This window comes from Paracoccus zeaxanthinifaciens ATCC 21588 (genome assembly GCF_000420145.1).
GTDB lineage: Bacteria > Pseudomonadota > Alphaproteobacteria > Rhodobacterales > Rhodobacteraceae > Paracoccus > Paracoccus zeaxanthinifaciens.
The window spans coordinates 1-20,070 of record NZ_ATUJ01000010.1 but is presented as its reverse complement, the minus strand read 5'-3'; the positions used below and the strand labels follow the sequence as shown (position 1 = coordinate 20,070).

At 66.5% G+C, this 20,070-nt stretch carries 20 protein-coding genes; 13 read left to right on the top strand and 7 right to left on the bottom strand.

Annotated elements, in window-relative coordinates:
- Positions 1–7 precede the first annotated feature (7 nt).
- Positions 8–526 carry a DJ-1/PfpI/YhbO family deglycase/protease gene (locus F804_RS0110435; protein ID WP_084686596.1) on the top strand — a complete coding sequence of 173 codons (519 nt, stop codon included), beginning with the start codon at positions 8–10 and terminating at the stop codon, positions 524–526.
- 69 nt (positions 527–595) lie between these two features.
- Here F804_RS0110435 and F804_RS0110430 read toward each other — a convergent pair whose 3' ends face one another.
- From F804_RS0110430 to F804_RS0110400, 7 genes are all read right to left on the bottom strand, one after another.
- Complete coding sequence (locus F804_RS0110430; protein WP_028725868.1) at positions 596–1,912, bottom strand: pyruvate dehydrogenase complex dihydrolipoamide acetyltransferase; 1,317 nt, start codon at positions 1,910–1,912, stop codon at positions 596–598.
- Between the two features lie 13 nt (positions 1,913–1,925).
- Positions 1,926–3,296 (bottom strand): pyruvate dehydrogenase complex E1 component subunit beta, encoded by a 1,371-nt coding sequence (locus F804_RS0110425; RefSeq protein WP_022707690.1) that lies wholly within the window; start codon positions 3,294–3,296, stop codon positions 1,926–1,928.
- A gap of 12 nt (positions 3,297–3,308) precedes the next feature.
- Positions 3,309–4,343: a pyruvate dehydrogenase (acetyl-transferring) E1 component subunit alpha gene (pdhA, locus tag F804_RS0110420; protein WP_022707689.1), complete on the bottom strand. Its 1,035-nt coding sequence runs from the start codon at positions 4,341–4,343 to the stop codon at positions 3,309–3,311.
- Positions 4,344–4,488: 145 nt separating this feature from the next.
- A complete protein-coding gene (locus F804_RS0110415; RefSeq protein ID WP_022707688.1) occupies positions 4,489–4,782 on the bottom strand; it encodes an FtsB family cell division protein in 294 nt (97 codons plus the stop codon).
- Positions 4,783–4,842: 60 nt separating this feature from the next.
- Positions 4,843–5,622 carry a 23S rRNA (adenine(2030)-N(6))-methyltransferase RlmJ gene (locus F804_RS0110410; RefSeq protein WP_022707687.1) on the bottom strand — a complete coding sequence of 260 codons (780 nt, stop codon included), beginning with the start codon at positions 5,620–5,622 and terminating at the stop codon, positions 4,843–4,845.
- A 39-nt stretch (positions 5,623–5,661) separates the two neighbouring features.
- Positions 5,662–5,874: a hypervirulence associated TUDOR domain-containing protein gene (locus tag F804_RS0110405; RefSeq protein ID WP_022707686.1), complete on the bottom strand. Its 213-nt coding sequence runs from the start codon at positions 5,872–5,874 to the stop codon at positions 5,662–5,664.
- 614 nt (positions 5,875–6,488) lie between these two features.
- Positions 6,489–6,710: a DUF1127 domain-containing protein gene (locus F804_RS0110400; protein WP_022707685.1), complete on the bottom strand. Its 222-nt coding sequence runs from the start codon at positions 6,708–6,710 to the stop codon at positions 6,489–6,491.
- 332 nt (positions 6,711–7,042) lie between these two features.
- On the opposite strand from F804_RS0110400, the gene F804_RS0110395 reads away from it, so the two are divergent.
- The 12 genes from F804_RS0110395 (at position 7,043) to rpsI (ending at position 19,428) form a co-directional block, all read left to right on the top strand.
- Positions 7,043–8,101: an Mrp/NBP35 family ATP-binding protein gene (locus F804_RS0110395; protein ID WP_022707684.1), complete on the top strand. Its 1,059-nt coding sequence runs from the start codon at positions 7,043–7,045 to the stop codon at positions 8,099–8,101.
- A gap of 649 nt (positions 8,102–8,750) precedes the next feature.
- Positions 8,751–9,263 carry a division/cell wall cluster transcriptional repressor MraZ gene (locus F804_RS0110390; RefSeq protein WP_028725866.1) on the top strand — a complete coding sequence of 171 codons (513 nt, stop codon included), beginning with the start codon at positions 8,751–8,753 and terminating at the stop codon, positions 9,261–9,263.
- 3 nt (positions 9,264–9,266) lie between these two features.
- Positions 9,267–10,235 (top strand): 16S rRNA (cytosine(1402)-N(4))-methyltransferase RsmH, encoded by a 969-nt coding sequence (gene rsmH, locus F804_RS0110385; protein WP_022707682.1) that lies wholly within the window; start codon positions 9,267–9,269, stop codon positions 10,233–10,235.
- Positions 10,235–10,573 carry a cell division protein FtsL gene (gene ftsL / locus F804_RS0110380; RefSeq protein WP_028725865.1) on the top strand — a complete coding sequence of 113 codons (339 nt, stop codon included), beginning with the start codon at positions 10,235–10,237 and terminating at the stop codon, positions 10,571–10,573. The genes rsmH and ftsL overlap by 1 nt, the downstream gene beginning before the upstream one ends.
- The gene (locus tag F804_RS16250; protein ID WP_084686588.1) at positions 10,570–12,399 is read left to right on the top strand and encodes a peptidoglycan D,D-transpeptidase FtsI family protein; all 1,830 of its coding nucleotides are present in this window, start codon (positions 10,570–10,572) and stop codon (positions 12,397–12,399) included. Before ftsL ends, F804_RS16250 begins: the two co-directional genes overlap by 4 nt.
- 3 nt (positions 12,400–12,402) lie before the next feature.
- Entirely contained in the window at positions 12,403–13,896 is a 1,494-nt protein-coding gene (locus F804_RS0110370; protein ID WP_028725864.1) for a UDP-N-acetylmuramoyl-L-alanyl-D-glutamate--2,6-diaminopimelate ligase, read from the top strand.
- Positions 13,893–15,263 carry a UDP-N-acetylmuramoyl-tripeptide--D-alanyl-D-alanine ligase gene (locus tag F804_RS0110365; RefSeq protein WP_022707679.1) on the top strand — a complete coding sequence of 457 codons (1,371 nt, stop codon included), beginning with the start codon at positions 13,893–13,895 and terminating at the stop codon, positions 15,261–15,263. Before F804_RS0110370 ends, F804_RS0110365 begins: the two co-directional genes overlap by 4 nt.
- Before the next feature lie 4 nt (positions 15,264–15,267).
- Complete coding sequence (gene mraY, locus F804_RS0110360) at positions 15,268–16,350, top strand: phospho-N-acetylmuramoyl-pentapeptide-transferase (RefSeq protein ID WP_022707678.1); 1,083 nt, start codon at positions 15,268–15,270, stop codon at positions 16,348–16,350.
- Between the two features lie 73 nt (positions 16,351–16,423).
- Positions 16,424–17,830: a UDP-N-acetylmuramoyl-L-alanine--D-glutamate ligase gene (murD, locus tag F804_RS0110355; protein ID WP_028725863.1), complete on the top strand. Its 1,407-nt coding sequence runs from the start codon at positions 16,424–16,426 to the stop codon at positions 17,828–17,830.
- Between the two features lie 63 nt (positions 17,831–17,893).
- Positions 17,894–18,316 carry a PaaI family thioesterase gene (locus F804_RS0110350; RefSeq protein WP_028725862.1) on the top strand — a complete coding sequence of 141 codons (423 nt, stop codon included), beginning with the start codon at positions 17,894–17,896 and terminating at the stop codon, positions 18,314–18,316.
- 153 nt (positions 18,317–18,469) lie between these two features.
- Positions 18,470–18,934, top strand: coding sequence for a 50S ribosomal protein L13 (rplM, locus tag F804_RS0110345; protein WP_022707675.1), 465 nt, complete (start codon positions 18,470–18,472; stop codon positions 18,932–18,934).
- 2 nt (positions 18,935–18,936) lie between these two features.
- Entirely contained in the window at positions 18,937–19,428 is a 492-nt protein-coding gene (rpsI, locus tag F804_RS0110340; protein WP_028725861.1) for a 30S ribosomal protein S9, read from the top strand.
- The last annotated feature ends 642 nt before the right edge of the window (positions 19,429–20,070 follow it).

Genomic DNA, 20,070 nt, shown 5'->3' with positions numbered 1-20,070 from the left:
GGCTTTCATGGCCAAGATCCTGATCGTCGCATCCGACGGATTCGAGCAGTCCGAACTTTTCGTCCCGCTGGAGAAGCTGCGCGCCTCGGGTCACGAGGTGCACCTGGCCGCCCCCGAGAAGGGCGATATCCGCGGCTGGGACCAGACCGACTGGGGCAAGTCGGTCGCGGCGGACCTGACCATCGCGGATGCGGGGGCGGGCGCCTATGATGCGCTGGTGCTGCCGGGCGGCCAGATCAATCCCGACGTGCTGCGCCTGAACGACAAGGCGCTGTCGCTGATCCGCGAATTCGGCGAGGCGGGCAAGCCCGTCGCCGCGATCTGCCACGCGCCCTGGCTGCTGATCGAGACGGGGCTGGCCAAGGGGCGGCGCATGACCAGCTTCGATTCCATCCGCACCGACCTTGCCAATGCGGGCGCCGAGGTGGTGGATGAAAGCGTCGTGGTGGACGGCAACATCATCACCAGCCGCAATCCGGACGACCTGGACGATTTCGTGGCGGCGATCGAGAAGGCCGTGGCCTGAAAGGTCGTTTGAAACGCGAAAGGGGGCCCGCGAAGGCCCCCTTTCTGAAACGTGCCGGAAGATCCGGGATCAGGCGAGCATGCCGACCGGGTTTTCCAGATGCGAGACGATACGTTCCATCAGCTGGGCGCCCAATGCGCCGTCGATCACGCGGTGATCGACCGACAGGGTCATCGACATCACGTTGCGGATGACGACCTGATCGCCCTCGACCACGGGGGTCTTGATGCCCGCGCCGACCGCAAGGATCGCACCGTGCGGCGGGTTGATGACGGCATCGAAATTCTCGATCCCGAACATTCCCAGGTTGCTGATCGCGAAGCTGCCGCCCTGGTATTCGTGGGGTGCCAGCTTCTTCGACTTGGCGCGGCCCGCCAGGTCCTTCATCTCGGCCGACAGCTTGGACAGCGTCTTCATGTCGGCATCCTTCAGCACCGGCGTGAAGAGACCGCCTTCGACCGCGACGGCAACCGCCACGTCCGAGGGCTTCAGCTTGATGATCCGGTCGCCCGCCCAGACGGCGTTCGCGTCGGGAACCTCTTGCAGGGCCAGCGCGCAGGCCTTGATGACGAAGTCGTTGACCGACAGCTTCACGCCCCGGCCTTCCAGCTGCTTGTTCAGCGTGGCGCGGAATTCCATCAGCGCATCCAGCTTGGCCGAGCGGCGCAGGTAGAAATGCGGGATGGTCTGCTTGGCCTCGCCCAGGCGCTGCGCGATGGTGCGGCGCATGCCGTCCAGCTGGACCTCTTCGGTTTCGCGATCGGCATAGATCTTGGCGATGGCATCGGCCGAAGGGGCCTTGGGCGCGGGTGCGGCGGCGGGTGCCGCGGCTTCGGGCTTGGCGGCGGGCGCCGCGGCCTTGGGCTGCGCGTTTTCCACATCGGCCTTGACGATCCGGCCGCGCGGGCCCGAGCCCTCGATCTGGGTCAGGTCCAGGCCCTTGTCGGCCGCGATGCGGCGCGCCAGGGGCGAGGCGAAGATACGCTGGCCGTCGCCGGATTTCGGCGCGGGCGAGCCGCCTGCCGATTTCGCGGGCGAGATGTCGGCATCCGCCTGGCCCTGCACTTCGCGCGGGGCCTCGGCGGGGGCGGCATCGGCCTTGGCGTCCGATTTCGGCGCGCTGTCGATGTCGTCCGCGCTTTCGCCGTCTTCCAGCAGCACGGCGATGGCGGTGTTCACCGCCACGCCCGAGGTGCCTTCCGCGATCAGGATCTTGCCGATCTTGCCCTCGTCGACGGCCTCGAACTCCATCGTGGCCTTGTCGGTCTCGATCTCGGCGATGATGTCGCCCGATTTGACCTCGTCGCCCTCTTTCACCAGCCACTTGGCCAGCGTGCCTTCCTCCATGGTGGGGGACAGCGCGGGCATCAGGATTTCCGTTGGCATCGCATTGCCTCCCTTACTTGTAGGTGACTTTCCGCACGGCCTCGACCACCTCGTCGACGGTGATCAGCGCGTGGCGTTCCAGGTTCGCGGCATAGGGCATGGGAACGTCCTTGCCGGTGCAGTTGATCACCGGGGCGTCCAGCCAGTCGAAGGCGTTCTCCATCACATAGGCCGAGATGTGGTTCCCGATCGAGCCGACGGGGAAGCCTTCCTCGACGGTGACGAGACGGTTGGTCTTCTTCACCGATTCGATGATGGTGCCGTAATCCAGCGGGCGCAGGGTCCGCAGGTCGATCACCTCGGCGTCGATGCCCTGTTCGGCCAGCTTCTCGGCGGCTTCCAGCGAATGCGACATGCCGATGCCGAAGCTGACGATGGTCACGTCGGCACCCTTGCGGGCGATGCGCGCCTTGCCGAAGGGGATGGTGAAGTCCTCGAGATCCGGCACCTCGAAGCTGCGACCGTAGAGGATCTCGTTCTCCAGGAAGATGACCGGGTTCGGATCGCGGATCGCCTGCTTCAGCAGGCCCTTCGCGTCGGCCGCGCTGTAGGGCATGACGACCTTGAGGCCCGGGATGGCCGAATACCACGCCGCATAGTCCTGGCTGTGCTGCGCGCCCACGCGGGCGGCGGCGCCGTTCGGACCGCGGAACACGATCGGGCAGCCCATCTGGCCGCCGGACATGTACAGCGTCTTGGCGGCCGAGTTGATGATGTGGTCGATCGCCTGCATGGCGAAGTTGAACGTCATGAACTCGACGATGGGACGCAGGCCCGCGAAGGCCGCGCCGGTCGCGATGCCGGTGAAGCCGATCTCCGAGATAGGCGTGTCGACCACGCGACGCTCGCTGAACTCGTCCAGCAGGCCCTGGCTGATCTTGTAGGCGCCCTGGTATTCGCCGACTTCCTCGCCCATCAGCAGGACGTTCTCGTCGCGGCGCATCTCTTCGGCCATGGCCTCGCGCAGGGCTTCCCGCACGGTCATGGTCTTCATCTGCGTGCCTTCGGGCCAGTCGGGGCTGCGGTCGGGCTCGGGGGCCTTCACCTCCTCGACGGCGGATGCGGCGGGCTTGGCCTCGGCCTTCTCGGCGGGGGCCTTCTCGGCGGGTGCCGATGCGGTCTCGATGTCGTCGGCGGATTCGCCTTCCTCGATCAGGACGGCGATGGCGGTGTTGACCGCGACGCCCTGGGTGCCCTCGGCCACCAGGATCTTGCCGAGGATGCCCTCGTCGACCGCCTCGAATTCCATCGTGGCCTTGTCGGTCTCGATCTCGGCGATGATGTCGCCGGATTTGACCTCATCGCCTTCTTTCTTCAGCCATTTCGCCAGCGTGCCTTCCTCCATGGTCGGCGACAGGGCGGGCATCAGGATTTCGGTTGCCATGAATGATCCCCCTCAGGCGTTCTCGGTGGCGCTGCCCTGCGGCAGGTCCTCGGCATAGATGTCCGTCCACAGCTCCTCGAGCGCGGGCTCGGGGCTTTCCTTCGCGAACTCGGCCGATTCGTTGACGATGTCCTTGATCTCCTTGTCGAGGGCCTTCAGCTCGTCCTCGGACGCGTGCTTGCCCTGCAGCAGGATCTCGCGGATGTTCTCGATCGGGTCGCGCTCGTCGCGCATCTTCTGGACCTCTTCGCGGGTCCGGTACTTGGCCGGGTCCGACATCGAGTGCCCGCGATAGCGATAGGTCATCACCTCGAGGATGTAGGGGCCCTTGCCCGCGCGGCAATGCGCGACGGCCTTTTCGCCCGCGGCCTTGACCGCCAGCACGTCCATGCCGTCGACCTGCTCGCCCGAGATGCCGAACGCCTCGCCGCGACCGAACAGGCTGGTCGAGCGGGTCGAGCGCTTGACCGAGGTGCCCATCGCGTACTGGTTGTTCTCGATCACGAAGACCACCGGCAGGTCCCACTGGGCCGCCATGTTGTAGGTCTCGTAGACCTGGCCCTGGTTCGCCGCGCCGTCACCGAAATAGGTGAAGGTGACGTTGTCGTTGCCCAGGTACTTGTCGGCGAAGGCAAGGCCCGCGCCAAGCGGCACCTGCGCCGCGACGATGCCGTGACCGCCATAGAAGTGCTTCTCGCGGCTGAACATGTGCATGCTGCCGCCCTTGCCCTTCGAATACCCGCCCTCGCGGCCGGTCAGCTCGGCCATCACGCCGTTCGCCTCCATGCCGCAGGCCAGCATGTGGCCGTGGTCGCGATAGGAGGTGATGCGCTTGTCGCCTTCCTTGGCGCAGGCCTCGAGGCCCACGACGACGGCTTCCTGCCCGATATAGAGGTGGCAGAAGCCCCCGATCAGGCCCATGCCGTAAAGCTGGCCCGCCTTCTCTTCGAAGCGGCGGATCAGCAGCATGTCGCGATAATATTGCAGCAGCTCGTCCTTCGAGACGTTCGCGGGCGCCTCTCCCTCGGAGCTTGGTTTCCTGGCCATGCCGGTATCCTCCTGGCTGTGCGGTCGGAATAGTTCAGCGTTAAACGATCCCTAGCCCAAACCGTCAGGTGCTGCAATCTGCCATGCGAAAAGGGGCACGACCAGCGTGCCCCTTCCGACGGATTTCCGCGCATTCGTCGGCAGATCAGCGGATCATGATCTCGTCCGCGCGGATCAGGCCCAGCACGTCGCGGGCGCGTTCGTCCAGCAGGTCGAGGTCCAGATACTCGTCCGACAGGCGATGGGTCAGGTTCTGCATCTGCGCGACCTCGTCGCGCAGGGCGTCGCGCTGTTCCATCAGCTCCTGCGTCTCGGATTCGATCTGGATGCGGCGCAGGATGCCGGACGGCCCCTGCACGGCGGCATAGGCGAAATAGAGCGAGAGCGCGCAGAAGAGCGCGATGAACACGGTCGCGCCGATCGAGAGGCGTTGCGGCATGGTGGCTTCCCTTTTGTCGCGGTCATCATGCCACAGGCGCGGGCCGGTGGGGAATCCCCGTCAGGCGCGTTCGGCAAAGATGGTTTCCAGGCGCGCGGCCTCGTCGGCCAGTCCCCAGGGCGGGTTCACGACCCACATCCCGGATCCGACCATCGAATGGCCGGGGCGGGCCGGGGGGAATCGGACCTCGGACAGCAGGGCGTCGGGGTGGTCCCGCATCAGGTCGCGGACCATCGGCAGATGCCGGTCGTCGGTCAGGATCGGATACCACAGGGCGATGACGCCGACGTTCCACTTGCGCGCGATCTTGGCGATGTGGCGGGGAATGGCGGCGTAATCGGCCTTCACCTCGAAGCTGGGGTCGATCAGCAGCATCCCCCGGCGGGGCGTCGGCGGGCAGACCGCCTGCGCCATCTCGAACCCGTCGCGCTGATGCAGCGTCGCGAATCCGGTCACGGTGGACAGCGCGGCATGTTCGGCGGGGTGCAGTTCGGCCAGGTGCACGCGGTCGTCGGGGCGCAGGAAATGCGCGGCGATCAGCGGCGATCCCGGATAGGTGTTGCCCCCTCGGCTGCTGCGGATCGCGGTCAGCGCGCGCATCAGCGGGTGATCCTCGGGCAGCCAGCCCTGGCTTGCCGCGCGCTCGATCCCGGCCGCGGCCTCGCCGGTCTTCAGGGCCTCGGCGCCGTCCAGCCGGTAGAGCCCGCGCCCCGCATGGGTTTCGAGATAGGACAGCGGCTTGTCCTTGCGGGTCAGGTAATCCATCGCCGTCGCCAGCAGCGCGTGCTTGTGCAGATCGGCAAGGTTTCCGGCGTGATAGGCGTGCTGGTAACTGAGCATCCCCAGCCCATAGCGCCATATCGGCCCCTGCGGAAGGGTTCAGTCGGCGCGCTGCACCTCGGACCGGCTTTTGAGTACGCGATCGCCGTCATCCTGCTCGATCAGATAGGCCGGATCGTCCCTAGACGCGTCACGGGTCACCTTCTGGCCCTTGATGGTCCGTTCGACCTTGTCGTGAAAGACCTCGGCGATCTTGCCGGTGCCCTTGCCGTTGCCCCATTCCCATTCGACCTTCGTGCCCTTGCGCAGCATATCGCATCCCCTGATCCGTGATGTCTGGATCAATGCCTGCAGGTCGGTCGGGTTCCGGAAATGAAAAGGCGGCGCCACCCAGGGAGGAGGAGGGGTGACGCCGCCGAACGCTGGCCCAGGGAGGAGGAGGGGCCGCGTAGTGTTGCGGTGACGGCCAGGGAGGAGGAGAGGCCACACCGCTTGCGCAAGGTCCGGGAGGGAGGAGGAGAGGACCCGGCGCAATTCGGTTGCCGCATATGGGGCGGCTATGAGGGACGCGGCGACACCCAGGGAGGAGGAGAGGGTGTCGCCGCTGAACGCTGGCCCAGGGAGGAGGAGGGGCCGCGTTTGGGGTGCGGTTCGGCCCGGGGAGGAGGAGAGGGCTTCACCGCGGAGCACCAGATCCGGGAGGGAGGAGGAGAGGACCCGGTGCGTTCGCTTGCCGCAGATGGGGCGGCTATGAGGTCGCGGCGGCTCCGAGGGAGGAGGAGAGGAGCCGCCGCTGCAAGCGCGAAACCCTTAAGGGAGGAGGAGGGTTCCGTCGCATCTTTTGGGCGGCATCCCCGAGGGAGGAGGAGATGGGGATGCCGCCGATCCCGGCCCGAGGGAGGAGGAGTGGGCCGGTGTTCGAATTCTTACTTCACGCCCCAGGCGGCTTCGTGCGCCAGGCGGGTGATCATCGAGCGGCTGATGCCCAGATCGTTCAGATCGCGGGTGGTCAGCGCGTTCAGTTCACGAACGGTCTGCTTGTAGACCGCACGACGAGCGCGGTTTTCCTGCAGGCGCTGGATCGCGTTCAGCATACGGCCGCGCAGGCCGGTTTCGGCGATGGCGTTGGTGTGAGCGATTGCAGCCATGTTCGTTTCCTTTCGTTCGTCCTTTGCACCGTCCCCGGATTGGTCCGGCGCTGCGTTGAGATGAAGATGGCGCTAACCGCAGCGATTCACAACGGACGGTTTGCGAATGCTGCCATGCAGCAAATGCATGACTAAGCCTGACCTATCGTGAGCTTGAGTGATGAAAAACTGTCACAAAATTGAAGCGACACATTCGTTAACGGTAACGGGATCACGGTAAAAACCCATGTTTTGAAAGCGGTTGCGGGGCCGTGCGGCGACCCTTTCACGGCCCATTGAGGTGCGCTGCGCGATGCGCCATGCTGCGCGCGTTCTCAAGAAAGGCTGCCGCCATGACCGTCACGCGCGAAAAGATTCTGACCACGATCGCGGATATTCCTCTGCCGCAGGGGGGATTCCTGAAGGACGCGGACCTTGTCAGGGCCCTTGTCGTGGAAAACGGTGCCGTGCGATTCGTCATCGAGCTCGCCGATGCCGAGGCCGCCAAGGCCATGTCCGGCGTCGAGGCCGAGGCCAAACGCCGGATCGAGGCGCTGGAGGGTGTCGCCACCGTCAGCATCGTGACGACCGCCCCCGCCAAGGCTCCGCCGCAGCTGAAGGTCGGCGGCCATGCCACGCCCCAGCAGGGGCCGCAGCCGATTCCCGGCGTGCGCAACATCGTTGCCATCGGATCGGGCAAAGGCGGCGTCGGGAAATCGACCGTCACCTCGAACCTTGCCGTGGCGCTGGCCAAGGCAGGGCGCAAGGTCGGTCTGCTGGACGCCGACATCTACGGCCCCTCGCAGCCGCGCATGATGGGCGTGTCCGGCAAGCCCCACAGCCCCGACGGCAAGCGGATTGAGCCGATGCGCGCGCATGGCGTCACCGTCATGTCCCTTGGGCTGATGCTGCGCGAGGGCGAGGCCGTCGTCTGGCGCGGACCGATGCTGATGGGCGCGATGCAGCAGATGCTGCAGCAGGTGAACTGGGGCGAGCTGGACGTCCTGCTGATCGACCTGCCGCCGGGCACGGGGGATGTGCAGCTGAGCCTGTGCCAGAAGGCGCCCGTCACCGGCGCGGTCATCGTCTCGACCCCGCAGGATGTCGCGCTGCTGGATGCGCGCCGCGCGATCGACATGTTCAACAAGCTCAAGACGCCCGTTCTGGGCATGATCGAGAACATGACCAGCTATGTCTGTCCGAAATGCGGCCACGAGGCGCATCTGTTCGGTCATGGCGGCGTGGCCCAGGAGGCCGAGATGCTGAACCTGCCCATGCTGGGCCAGCTGCCGTTGGAGCTGGAGACGCGGCTGGCGGGGGATTCGGGCAAACCCATCGCGACCGGCGACGGCCCTGCGGCCGCGGCCTATGCGGATCTGGCGCAGCGCCTGATCGACCAGGGCGTCGTCTGAGGGCTGGTCCAACGGCCCCGGCGCGGGAAAACGCGGGACCTGAGGGAAATCACGGGAAGGCCGGGAAAAGGCGGGAGCGGTGCTCTCGCCTTCGTGATTCCGCGTGAACGGCGGGCTGGCCGTGCGGCGGTTCTGACAATTTTCACGATTGCCCGCCACTCGGGCTGTTGCAGCTTTGCGTCAGTTGCAATGGCCTTATGCAATGCGGGAATTGCGCATATCTCGTTGATTGTTGGGCATGCTGCCACCACAAGTTGTTGCGAACCGCCTGGTTCAGCTTGGCGCAGAATGATTTTCCACTGTCAAGTTGACCGCGAAACTCCGCCGGGTAGGGAAAAATTCCGTTGCTTCCCGTAAATTCCCATGACACAAAGAACTCACGAAAACGGGCAGTGACCAAGGGGCGACCAAGACCCCGACGAAGATCGAAGCAGGCTTCATACAGGCATCCGTTTTCCAACATCGACCGGCCCGCGCGTGCGAGCAGCACCTCCCCCAGGTGGCGCGCGACAGGGGCGGCGGCCAACCCCGCAAAGGGGCCCGGTTGAACGGGAACGAGGGCGGCGGATCGGGCAGTGGCAGCAGTCCGATCCGCCCTTTCTCGTTTCAGGGCAGGGCCCATGGGCAGGACAGTGAGGGCGGACGCAAGGTGGCGCGGAAGTTCAGAGGCACCGAAACCGTCAAGGTCGATGGCAAGGGTCGCATGTCGATCCCGGCTAGGCTGCGGCGCGTCTTCGATGCGGGCGACCCCTCCTTCGCGGGCTCGAATGCGGGCCGGACCCAGCTGGTGGCCGTCTATGGCCCCGAATGGTGGAACTGGCTCGAACTCTATACCATCGATGCGATCGAAGAGATCGACGAACAGATCGACGCCCTGCCGCGAGGCAGCCAGGAGCGTCGCTGGCTGGAGCTGCTGATGAACGGGCAGTCCACCGATCTGGAGATCGACAAGGAAGGCCGCATGGTCCTTCCGCTGAAGCTGCGCGACAAGCTGGGCTTCGCGGACGGGGCCGAGACGGTCTTCGAATCACGTGGCGACTATATCCAGGTCTACCTGCCCGATTCCCGTCCCAAGGATGTCGAGGCGCTGGAGCAGTTCGCCGAAAGTCACGGACCGGAATTCGACCCGCGCGTCTTCCTCAGCCGGAATAAAGAGGGCTGACCATTGGCAGATCCGCATATCCCCGTACTTCTCAATCCCCTGCTGCGCGCGGTCGACCCGGTTTCGGGCGTCTGGCTGGATGGCACCTTCGGCGCGGGCGGCTACAGCCGCGGCCTGCTGGCGGCGGGCGCCGATGTCGTGATCGGCGTGGACCGCGATCCGTCGGTCTTCCGCATGGCCGAAGGCTGGCGCGGCGAATACGGCGACCGGCTGCGGCTGGTCGAGGGGACGTTCTCGGACATGGACGAACTTGCGGGGCAGGCGCTGGACGGCGTGGTGCTGGATCTTGGCGTCAGCTCGATGCAGCTGGACCAGGCGGATCGCGGGTTCTCGTTCCTGCGCGACGGGCCCCTGGACATGCGGATGGGCGATGACGGCCCGTCGGCCGCGGATCTGCTGAACACGGCCGAGGAATCGACGATCGCGGACGTGCTCTATCACTATGGCGAGGAACGCGCCTCGCGCCGGATCGCGCGGGCCATCGTGGCGGCGCGTCCCCTGACCCGCACCGCGCAGCTGGCCGAGGTGGTCGCATCCTGCCTGCCGCGCCCGAAACCCGGTCAGAGCCACGCGGCCACGCGCAGCTTCCAGGCGATCCGCATCTGGGTCAACGACGAGTTCGGGCAGCTGGTCGCGGGCCTGTCGGCCGCCGAGCGCGCGTTGAAGCCCGGCGGCAAGCTGGCGGTCGTCAGTTTCCATTCGCTGGAGGACCGGATCGTCAAGCGCTTCATGCAGGCCCGTGCCGATACCGGCGGCGGCGGCAACCGCTATGCCCCCGTGCAGCAGGAACGCCAGCCCGCCTTCACCCTGCCCACCCGCCGCGCCATCGGCCCCGACCCCGAGGAGCTGGACCTGAACCCGCGGTCGCGCTCGGCGCTGCTGCGCGTCGCCATCCGCACCGACGCCCCCGCGGGCGATGTCGATGCGCGGTCGCTGGCCATGCCCAGCCTGCCGGGACAGGAGGGGCGCTGATGCGGTCCCTGGCCTATCTTGCGGCGGTCCTTGTCCTGATGGGGCTGGCCTTCTGGGCCTATCGCGAGAATTACGCCACCCAGGCCGCCATCGGAGAGATGGGCCAGGTCCAGCGCGAGATCGCCGGACTGCGCGAGGAGCTGGGCGTGCTGCGCGCCGAATGGGCCTATCTGAACCGTCCCGACCGCCTGAGCGAGCTGGTCGACCTGAACTTCGACCGCCTGCAGCTGGTGCCGCTTGAATCGGGGCAGTTCGTCGATCCGGGGCGCGTGGACTATCCCAAGCCGCCCGAGCCCGCCGCAGACCTTGCCGCCGACCAGTCCGAGGAACAGCCATGATCCGCACCCCCCTGCGCCCGCTGGCCCGCATTCTTCGCGCCCGTGAACGCGGCGAGAATCCCGACGATATCGAGGCCGAGAACCGCCGCGCCCGCCACGAGAAGATCCAGGACCGCGCCCGTCGCCGCGCCGAGGGGCGGCTGGTCCTGCTGGCCGCCTGCTTCATCTTCGCCTATGGCCTTGTCGCCGTGCGGATGGGCACCCTGGCCCACAGCAGCCCGTCCGAGCCGCGCGCCGCAGTCCTGTCGGCCCAGATCATGTCGCAGCGCGCCGACATCACCGACCGTCGCGGGCGCGTCCTTGCGACGAACCTGCTGACGCATTCCATCTATGCCCATCCCCACCAGATGGTGGACCCGATCGGCGCGGCGCGCGGTCTTGCCCGCATCTTCCCCGACCTGTCCGAGGAGAAGCTGATCGCGGACTTCACCGGCAGCCGCAAGTTCATGTGGATCAAGCGCAAGATCAGCCCCGAGCAGATGCAGGCGGTCCATGATATCGGCGAACCCGGCCTGCTGTTCGGCCCGCGAGAGATGCGCGTCTATCCCAACGGGCCGATCGCCTCGCATATCCTTGGCGGGTCTGGTTTCGGCAACGAGGGCGTGAACAGCGCCGAGGTCATCGGCATTGCGGGGGTCGAGAAGGCCTTCGACGCATGGTTGCGCGACCCGGCCAATGACGGCGCGCCGCTGCAGCTGTCCATCGACCTGACCCTGCAGCAGGCCATGGAAGAGGTGCTGGCATCGGGCATGGACGTCATGAACGCCAAGGGCGCGACGGGCATCCTGCTGGAGATCGCCTCGGGCGAGATCATGGCCATGGCAAGCCTGCCCGATTTCGACCCGAACGACCGGCCCCGGCCCCTTCTGACGGGCGAGCCCTCGGACAGCCCGCTGTTCAACCGCGCGGTGCAGGGGCAGTACGAACTGGGCTCGACCTTCAAGATCTTTCCGGTCGCGCAGGCCATCGACCTGGGCCTGATCAACCCCTCGACCCAGATCAACGCGCAGGCGCCGATGCGCATCGGCAAGTTCCTGATCAACGATTTCCACAATTACGGCCGCACGCTGAGCACGACGGACGTGATCGTGAAATCGTCGAACGTGGCCACCGTGCGGATCGCGCAGATGATCGGCGTGGACCGGCAGAAGGACTTCCTGGAAAAGCTGGGCCTGTTCGTGCCGACCCAGATCGAGATGGTCGAGGCCCCGACCGGCCAGCCGCTGGTCCCGTCGCGCTGGCCCGCCGTCACCTCGGCCACGGTCAGCTTCGGCCACGGCCTTGCGGCAAGCCCGCTGCACCTTGCCGCCGCCTATGCGACCATCGGCAATGGCGGCAAGCGCGTGACGCCGACGCTGATCCACAACCGCCAGCGCCCCGAGGGCGAGCAGATCTTGTCGCCCCGCGCAGCGGCCATGGCCGTGGACATGCTGCGCCAGGTGGTGACGCGCGGCACCGCCCGCAAGGCCGAGGTCGAGGGCTACGAGATCGCGGGCAAGACCGGCACCGCCGACAAGCCGCGCGCGGCGGGCGGGTATTACAAGAACAAGGTCATCGCGACCTTCGCGTCGGTCTTTCCCGCAAGCGATCCGAAATACGTGCTGATCGTGGCGCTGGACGAACCCTCGATCGAGACTGCCGCGGGCGAGAGCCGGACCGCCGGCTATACCGCGGTTCCCGTCGCGGCCGAGGTCGTGCGCCGGATCGGCCCGCTTCTGGGCCTGCATGCCATCGGCGACGAAAACCTGCCGATGATCAACGCCCGCTTCGAACCCCGTGTTGAACCCGGGGAAGACACTGAGCTAAAGCTGGTCGCGAACCAATGACGGATGGGACCCTTGAGCAAGGATAATGTGACGCTGTCGCGGCTGGGGCTGCATGGGCAGGGCGGGCGCGATCCGCTGATCTCGGGGCTGGCCATCGACAGCAGGCAGGTGGGCGTGGGCTTCCTGTTCGCCGCGCTGCCGGGGGCGACGCTGCATGGCGGTGAATTCATCAGCTATGCGCTGCGGATGGGGGCGAACGCGATCCTGACCGACCGCAAGGGCGCCGAGATCGCCGCCGATGCGCTGAAGGGCTGGGAAGGCGCGCTGGTCGTGGCCGAGGATCCCCGCGCCGCGCTGGCGGGCGCCGCAGCCCTGTGGTTCGAGGCGCAGCCGAAGCATGTCGTCGCCGTGACCGGCACCTCGGGCAAGACGAGCGTCGCGACCTTCACCCGCCAGATCTGGCAGCACTTGGGCCACAGCGCGATCAGCCTTGGCACCATGGGCGTCGAGGGTGATTTCCAGGCCAAGCTGGCCCATACCACCCCCGATCCGCTGACCTTGCACGGCGTTCTGGCCGATGCGACCGATGCGGGCGTCACCCATGTCGCGATGGAGGCCTCCAGCCACGGGCTGGACCAGCGTCGCCTGGACGGCGTGCGGGTCGAGGCCGGTGCCTTCACCAATCTCAGCCAGGACCACCTAGATTACCACGCCGATTTCGACGCCTATTTCGCGGCCAAGGCGCTGCTGTTCAACCGCGTGCTGGAAGAGGGCGCCTCGGCGGTCATCAATACCGACAGCCAGCGCGGGCGGCAGATGGCGGATATCGCGACCGACCGCGGCCTGTCCGTCACCAGCATCGGCACGCATGAGGGCGCGATGCTGCGCATCCTGGGCCAGCGCTATGACGCGACGGGGCAGGATCTGCGCTTCTCGGTGATGGGCGTGACGCAGATGGTCCGCCTGCAGCTGATCGGCGGCTTCCAGGCGGAAAACGTGCTGGCGGCGGTGGGTCTTTGCGTCGCGGCGGGCGATCCGATGGACGAGGTGCTGGCCGCGCTGCCGCATCTGACCACCGTGCGCGGCCGCATGCAGCTGGTCGCGCAGCGCGACAACGGCGCGGCGGTCTTTGTCGATTACGCGCACAAGCCGGGTGCCGTCATCGCCGCGCTGCAATCGCTGCGTCCGCATGTGATGGGCCGCATCATCTGCGTCATCGGCGCGGGGGGCGACCGCGACAAGGGCAAGCGCCCGCTGATGGGGCAGGCCGCGCGCGAATTCGCGGATGTGGTGATCGTCACCGACGACAACCCCCGGACCGAGGATCCGGCCCTGATCCGCGCCGCCGTCATGGAGGGCGCCGGCCCCGAGGCGACCGAGGTGCCCGACCGCGCCGAGGCGATCCTTCGCGGCGTCGATGCTCTGCAGCCGGGCGACGCGCTGCTGATCTGCGGCAAGGGCCACGAGACCGGCCAGATCATCGGGCAGGACGTCTATCCCTTCGACGATGCCGAACAGGCCTCGGTCGCGGTGGCCGCATTGGATGGCAAGATATGAGCCTTTGGACCGCAAGCGAAGCCGCAGCCGCCACCGGCGGTCGCGCCATCGGCGACTGGGCCGTGGACGGTGTGTCCATCGACACGCGCACGATCCGTCCGGGCGATCTGTTCGTGGCGCTGACCGCCGCGCGCGATGCGCATGATTTCGTGGCGCAGGCCCTGTCCAAGGGTGCGGGCGCCGCGCTGGTCAGCCGCATCCCCGAGGGTGTCCCCGAGGACGCGCCGCTGCTGATCGTCGACGACGTGCTGCAGGGGCTCGAGGCGCTTGGCCGTGCCGGGCGCGCGCGGATGACGGGCAAGGTCGTCGCGATCACCGGCTCGGTCGGCAAGACCTCGACCAAGGAAATGGCGCGCGACGCGCTGGCGGGGCAGGGCGTGATCCACGCGGCCGAGGCCAGCTACAACAACCATTGGGGCGTTCCGCTGACGCTGGCGCGGATGCCTGCCGATACCGATTTCGCTATCATCGAGATCGGGATGAACCACCCGGGCGAGATCGCGCCCCTGTCGCGCATGGCCCGCCCGCATGTCGCCATGATCACCACCGTCGCCGCCGCCCACCTCGAGGCTTTCGGCGCGATCGAGGGCATCGCCCGCGAGAAGGGCGCCATCTTCGAGGGGCTGGAGCCGATTGGCACCGCCATCATCCCCGAGGACCTTCCCGTCACCCAGATCCTGCGCGACTGCGCGGATGCGGCGGGCGCGATCGTCGTGGGCTTCGGCGATCAGGGCATGGCCCGCCCCATGCGGATCGAGGTGCAGGATGACGGCCTGTCGGTCCGCGCGCGCATCACCGGCGAGACGCTGGATTTCACCCTGCGCACGACGGGCCGCCATTTCGCGATGAACGCGGTCGGCGTGCTGGCCGCGCTGTCGGCTGCGGGCGCCGACCCCAAGGCCGCCGCCGCCGCGATGTCGAACTGGCTGCCCCCCAAGGGGCGCGGCGCGGTCGAGACCTTGGGCGGCATCCGCCTGATCGACGACGCTTTCAACGCGAACCCGGCCTCGCTTGCTGCGGGCCTTGCGACGCTGGCGGGCCTTCAGGGCGGGCCGCGCGTCGCGATCCTGGGCGACATGCTGGAACTGGGCGAGGACGAGATGCGGATGCATCGCGATGTCGCCGACGATCCGGCGATGGCCGGCATCGCGCGGGTCCATTCGGCCGGGCCGCGCATGCAGGCGATGCACGAGGCGCTGCCGCAGGACAAGCGCGGCATCTGGGCCGAGGACGCATCGGAACTGGCCCGGCGGGCCGGCGAACTGGTCGAGCCGGGGGATATCGTCCTGGTCAAGGGATCGAAATCGTCCCGCATTTCGACCGTGGTCGACGCGCTGCGCGCGCTGGCCGAAGACGACAAAGGATAACGCCATGCTCTATTGGCTCAGCCACCTGTCCGAGGGCGGGGATTTCTTCAACCTCTTCCGGTACATCACCTTCAGGGCGGGGGCGTCCTTCTTCACGGCGCTGTTCTTCGGCTTCATGTTCGGTCGCCCGCTGATCGAATACCTGCGCCGCGTCCAGAAGAAGGGGCAGCCGATCCGCGACGACGGCCCGGAATCGCACCTGGCCAAGGCCGGCACGCCGACGATGGGCGGGCTTCTGATCCTGTCCGCGCTGCTGTTCTCGACCCTGCTCTGGGCGCGGTGGGACAACGGCTATGTCTGGATCGTGCTGCTGGTGACGGCGGGCTTCTCGGCCATCGGGTTCGCGGACGATTACGCCAAGGTGTCCAAGCAGAACACCAAGGGCGTCAGTTCGCGCACGCGGATGGCGCTTGGACTGGGGATCGCGTTCCTTGCTTCGGTCGCGGCTATGCTGCTGCATCCGGCGGAACTGTCGGGCCAGCTGGCGCTGCCGATCTTCAAGGACACGCTGGTCAATCTCAGCCTGCTGTTCATCCCCTTCGCGATGGTCGTGATCGTGGGTTCGGCCAATGCGGTGAACCTGACGGACGGGCTGGACGGGCTGGCGATCATGCCGGTCATGATCGCGGCGGGCACCCTGGGCGTGATCGCCTATACGGTCGGGCGGGTCGACTTTACCGACTACCTGGGCGTCCACCACGTCCCCGGCACGGGCGAGATCCTGGTCTTCGTCGCCGCACTGATCGGCGGGGGCCTGGGCTTCCTGTGGTACAACGCGCCCCCCGCCGCGGTCTTCATGGGCGATACCGGTTCGCTGGCACTGGGCGGCGCCCTGGGCGCGATCGCGGTCGTCACCAAGCACGAGATCGTGCTGGCCATCGTCGGCGGCCTGTTCGTGGTCGAGGCGCTGAGCGTCATCATCCAGGTTCTGTATTTCAAGCGCACCGGCAAGCGGGTCTTCCTGATGGCGCCGATCCACCACCACTTCGAGAAGAAGGGCTGGGGCGAGGCGCAGATCGTCATCCGCTTCTGGATCATCGCGCTGATCCTTGCGCTGATCGGGCTGGCGACGCTGAAGCTGCGTTGACGCGGCCGATCACCCGTCTATCTATCTTCGTCCGGGGGCATCGCGCCCCCGGCTTGTGTTTCAGGAGGCCATGATGATCCCGGTTCAGGACGTCTTCGATCAGACAATCGCGGTTCTCGGCCTTGGCCGGTCGGGTCGCGCGACCGCAGCGGCGCTGGCTGCGGGCGGTGCGCGCGTCATCGCATGGGATGACGGGCAGGACACCCGCGAGGCCGCCGAGGCCGAGGGGCTGGAGCTGGTCGACCTGACCCGCGATGCGGCCTGGACGGGCGTGTCCGCGCTGATCGTCAGCCCGGGCATCCCGCACCTGTTTCCGAAGCCCCATCCCGTCATCGCCAAGGCCTATGAGCTGGGCGTGCCGGTGGACAACGATATCGGTCTGTTCTTCCGCAGCTATGCCACGCGGGACTGGGACGCCTTCGACCGACCGCCGCGGGTGATCGCCGTGACCGGATCGAACGGCAAGTCCACGACCACCGCGCTGATCCACCACATCCTGCAAGAGACCGGTCGCCCCACGCAGATGGGCGGCAATATCGGGACCGGCGTGCTGTCGCTGGAACCCGCGACCGACCGCGAGGTCGTGGTGCTCGAGCTGTCATCCTATCAGACCGACCTTGCGCGGGCGCTGACGCCCGATGTCGCGGTGTTCACCAACCTCTCGCCCGATCATCTGGATCGTCATGGTGGACCGGGCGGGTATTTCGCGGCCAAGCGTCGCCTCTTCGCGGAAGGCGGCCCGGACCGCGCCATCATCGGCGTGGACGAGGTCGAGGGGCGGTATCTTGCCAACCAGCTGACCGTCGCGCCGTCCGACGACCGGGTGATCCGCGTGTCGGCGGGGCAGAAGCTGGACGGGGCCTCCTGGTCGGTCTTTGCGCGCAAGGGGTTCCTGTCGGAATACCGCAAGGGGCGGCAGGTCGCCTCGATCGACCTGCGCGACGTGACCGGCCTGCCGGGGGCGCACAACCACCAGAACGCCTGCGCGGCCTATGCCGCCTGCCGCGCCGTGGGGATCGCGCCGCGCGACATCGAGGCCGCGTTCTACAGCTTTGCCGGTCTGCCGCATCGCAGCCAGACCGTGGCCGAGATCGGTGGCGTCCGCTTCGTGAACGACTCGAAGGCGACGAATATCGACGCCGCGGCCAAGGCGCTGCAGGCCTTCGACAAGATCCGCTGGATCGCGGGCGGCCTGGGCAAGGAGGGCGGCATCGCGGCGCTTGCCCCGCATCTGGGGCGCGTCGGCAAGGCGTATCTCTATGGCCATTCGGCGCGCGATTTCGCGTTGGAGATCGGGCAGACCCCGCACGAGGTCGTCGACACGCTGGACCAGGCGCTGGCCCATGCCGCGGCCGAGGCCCAGCCCGGCGAGACGGTCCTGCTGGCCCCTGCGGCGGCCAGCTTCGACCAGTACCCGAACTTCGAGAAGCGGGGCGAGCATTTCGTCCAGCTGGTCCGGGATATTGCCGCAAGGTCATAGGACCTTTCCATTGATCCCCCTGCCGTTCTGCGGAAACCTGCCGCGGAGGGGCAGGGGGACGACATGACATTGGCAATGGATGCGGGGGCGCTGAACGCCTTCCTGGAACGCGAGTTTCCGCAGGTGGCCGGCACCTACCGGGTCGAGGACGCGACGACCGACAGTGTGACCGCGCGACTCGCGGTCGGGACCGATCACCTGAGGCCGGGCGGCACGGTCAGCGGTCCCGCGATGTTCGGGCTGGCCGATCTTGCGGTCTATTGCATGGTGCTGGCGCGGATCGGTCCGGTTGCGCTGACGGTGACCACGAACGCCTCGATCGACTTCATGCGCAAGCCCGCCGCAGGACGCGACCTGATCGCGGAATGCAGGCTGCTGAAGCTGGGTCGCACACTGGCGGTCGCCGACGTGCTGATCCGGTCCCAGGGACGGGAGGGCGCCGTGGCAAGATGCTCGATGACCTATTCGATCCCGCCCGCGACCTAGCGATTCCGGCTGCTTATGTCGGGGTATTCAGTTACCTATATTGCAAGCGTTTGAAATCGTTTGACAATAATGGCTGCGCGCGTCTTGACCCAAGGCCCGCAATCTTGGATAAGCCGCCATCTCGAATACAAACCGACCCTGAAGGGACGACAGATGAAAACCTATACCGCGAAACCGGCGGAGATCGAGAAGAAGTGGATCCTGATCGACGCCGAGGGCGTCGTTCTGGGCCGCCTCGCCACGATCGTCGCCAACCGCCTGCGCGGCAAGCACAAGCCGAGCTTCACCCCGCACATGGACATGGGCGACAACGTCATCATCATCAACGCCGACAAGGTGCAGATGACCGGCGCGAAGCGCGATGACAAGAAATACTACTGGCACACCGGTCACCCGGGCGGCATCAAGCACCGCACCGCACGTCAGATCCTGGAAGGCGCACATCCCGAGCGTGTCGTCATCAAGGCTGTCGAGCGCATGATCAGCCGCAACAAGCTGGGCAAGCAGCAGATGACCAACCTGCGCGTCTATGCCGGTGCCGAGCATCCGCACGAAGCGCAGCAGCCCGAAGTTCTGGACGTCAAGGTCCTGAACAAGAAAAACACCCGGAGCGCGTGATCATGGCCGAAGACATCAAAACCCTGGACGATCTGAAGTCGGTCGTGTCGGGCACCCCGGCTGCCGAAGCTGACGCCCAGATCAACCGTGAGCCGCAGCGCGACGCGCAGGGCCGCGCCTATGCCACCGGCAAGCGCAAGGACGCCGTCGCACGCGTCTGGGTCAAGCCGGGCTCGGGCAAGGTCACCGTCAACGGCAAGGACATCAACGAGTACTTCGCTCGTCCCGTTCTGCAGATGATCTTGAAGCAGCCCTTCGACGTCGCCGGCGTTGCCGGTCAGTACGACGTCCAGGCAACCGTCAAGGGCGGTGGTCTGTCGGGTCAGGCCGGCGCCGTGAAGCACGGCATCAGCCAGGCGCTTCAGCTGCACGAGCCGAGCCTGCGCGCCGCGCTGAAGGCAGCCGGCTTCCTGACGCGCGACAGCCGCGTCGTCGAGCGTAAGAAGTACGGCCGCGCGAAAGCCCGCCGCAGCTTCCAGTTCTCGAAGCGCTGATACGCTTCCTGCATATGTTTCCGAAGAGGGCGTGGCGAAAGCTGCGCCCTTTTCCATTTCCGGGCTGCGATCTTCCTGGGCAGCGACGCCGAATGGTGCCTTCGGGATGCGCAAACATCGAATCGCGAGTCGGAATCTGGCCGTTTTCGTCATCTGGATGTCGCGTCTCCGTGCGAAGGTGCTTGAGTGCAGATCCGGCCGCAGGATTTCTTGCGGAGATTATCGAAGCGAAAACATGCCCTTGCGAGAAAATCGTTCGCGGGGTGTGATTTTCTGCTTGAGGGTTCTGATTGGTGTGTCTAAACACCGCTTCACCGAAGGGCGGGACACGCCGGACGGTGCGACGGACCGGCCCTGAGGGGTTGGGAAGTCGGGAAAATTCTGGGATTGATGACCGGGCGGGGCGCTGAGTTGGATTGGCGCACCATCTGCGATTTTGGTTCCTCTGCTGTTTGACATTGATGGATATCTGAAGGGATATGCGGGCGGTTCGATGGTCGTTACACGATCTTGGATCTCGCATATCGGCTCTCTAGCCTTTGGGCGATGATGAGAGTGTCAGCTTCACTGTTTGTCGGCTCGCGCAAGCGAGAACGATGAACGGATGATTACTTAACTTCGGTTAAGTGACAGATGTGCAAG

What these genes read in the sequence shown, in the direction of transcription:
- F804_RS0110435 (WP_084686596.1), top strand. Translation starts at nt 8, where the DNA reads ATGGCCAAGATCCTGATCGTCGCATCCGACGGATTCGAGCAGTCCGAA.
- F804_RS0110430 (WP_028725868.1), bottom strand. Translation starts at nt 1,912, where the DNA reads ATGCCAACGGAAATCCTGATGCCCGCGCTGTCCCCCACCATGGAGGAA.
- F804_RS0110425 (WP_022707690.1), bottom strand. Translation starts at nt 3,296, where the DNA reads ATGGCAACCGAAATCCTGATGCCCGCCCTGTCGCCGACCATGGAGGAA.
- pdhA (WP_022707689.1), bottom strand. Translation starts at nt 4,343, where the DNA reads ATGGCCAGGAAACCAAGCTCCGAGGGAGAGGCGCCCGCGAACGTCTCG.
- F804_RS0110415 (WP_022707688.1), bottom strand. Translation starts at nt 4,782, where the DNA reads ATGCCGCAACGCCTCTCGATCGGCGCGACCGTGTTCATCGCGCTCTTC.
- F804_RS0110410 (WP_022707687.1), bottom strand. Translation starts at nt 5,622, where the DNA reads ATGCTCAGTTACCAGCACGCCTATCACGCCGGAAACCTTGCCGATCTG.
- F804_RS0110405 (WP_022707686.1), bottom strand. Translation starts at nt 5,874, where the DNA reads ATGCTGCGCAAGGGCACGAAGGTCGAATGGGAATGGGGCAACGGCAAG.
- F804_RS0110400 (WP_022707685.1), bottom strand. Translation starts at nt 6,710, where the DNA reads ATGGCTGCAATCGCTCACACCAACGCCATCGCCGAAACCGGCCTGCGC.
- F804_RS0110395 (WP_022707684.1), top strand. Translation starts at nt 7,043, where the DNA reads ATGACCGTCACGCGCGAAAAGATTCTGACCACGATCGCGGATATTCCT.
- ftsL (WP_028725865.1), top strand. Translation starts at nt 10,235, where the DNA reads ATGCGGTCCCTGGCCTATCTTGCGGCGGTCCTTGTCCTGATGGGGCTG.
- F804_RS16250 (WP_084686588.1), top strand. Translation starts at nt 10,570, where the DNA reads ATGATCCGCACCCCCCTGCGCCCGCTGGCCCGCATTCTTCGCGCCCGT.
- F804_RS0110370 (WP_028725864.1), top strand. Translation starts at nt 12,403, where the DNA reads ATGGGACCCTTGAGCAAGGATAATGTGACGCTGTCGCGGCTGGGGCTG.
- F804_RS0110365 (WP_022707679.1), top strand. Translation starts at nt 13,893, where the DNA reads ATGAGCCTTTGGACCGCAAGCGAAGCCGCAGCCGCCACCGGCGGTCGC.
- mraY (WP_022707678.1), top strand. Translation starts at nt 15,268, where the DNA reads ATGCTCTATTGGCTCAGCCACCTGTCCGAGGGCGGGGATTTCTTCAAC.
- murD (WP_028725863.1), top strand. Translation starts at nt 16,424, where the DNA reads ATGATCCCGGTTCAGGACGTCTTCGATCAGACAATCGCGGTTCTCGGC.
- F804_RS0110350 (WP_028725862.1), top strand. Translation starts at nt 17,894, where the DNA reads ATGACATTGGCAATGGATGCGGGGGCGCTGAACGCCTTCCTGGAACGC.
- rplM (WP_022707675.1), top strand. Translation starts at nt 18,470, where the DNA reads ATGAAAACCTATACCGCGAAACCGGCGGAGATCGAGAAGAAGTGGATC.
- rpsI (WP_028725861.1), top strand. Translation starts at nt 18,937, where the DNA reads ATGGCCGAAGACATCAAAACCCTGGACGATCTGAAGTCGGTCGTGTCG.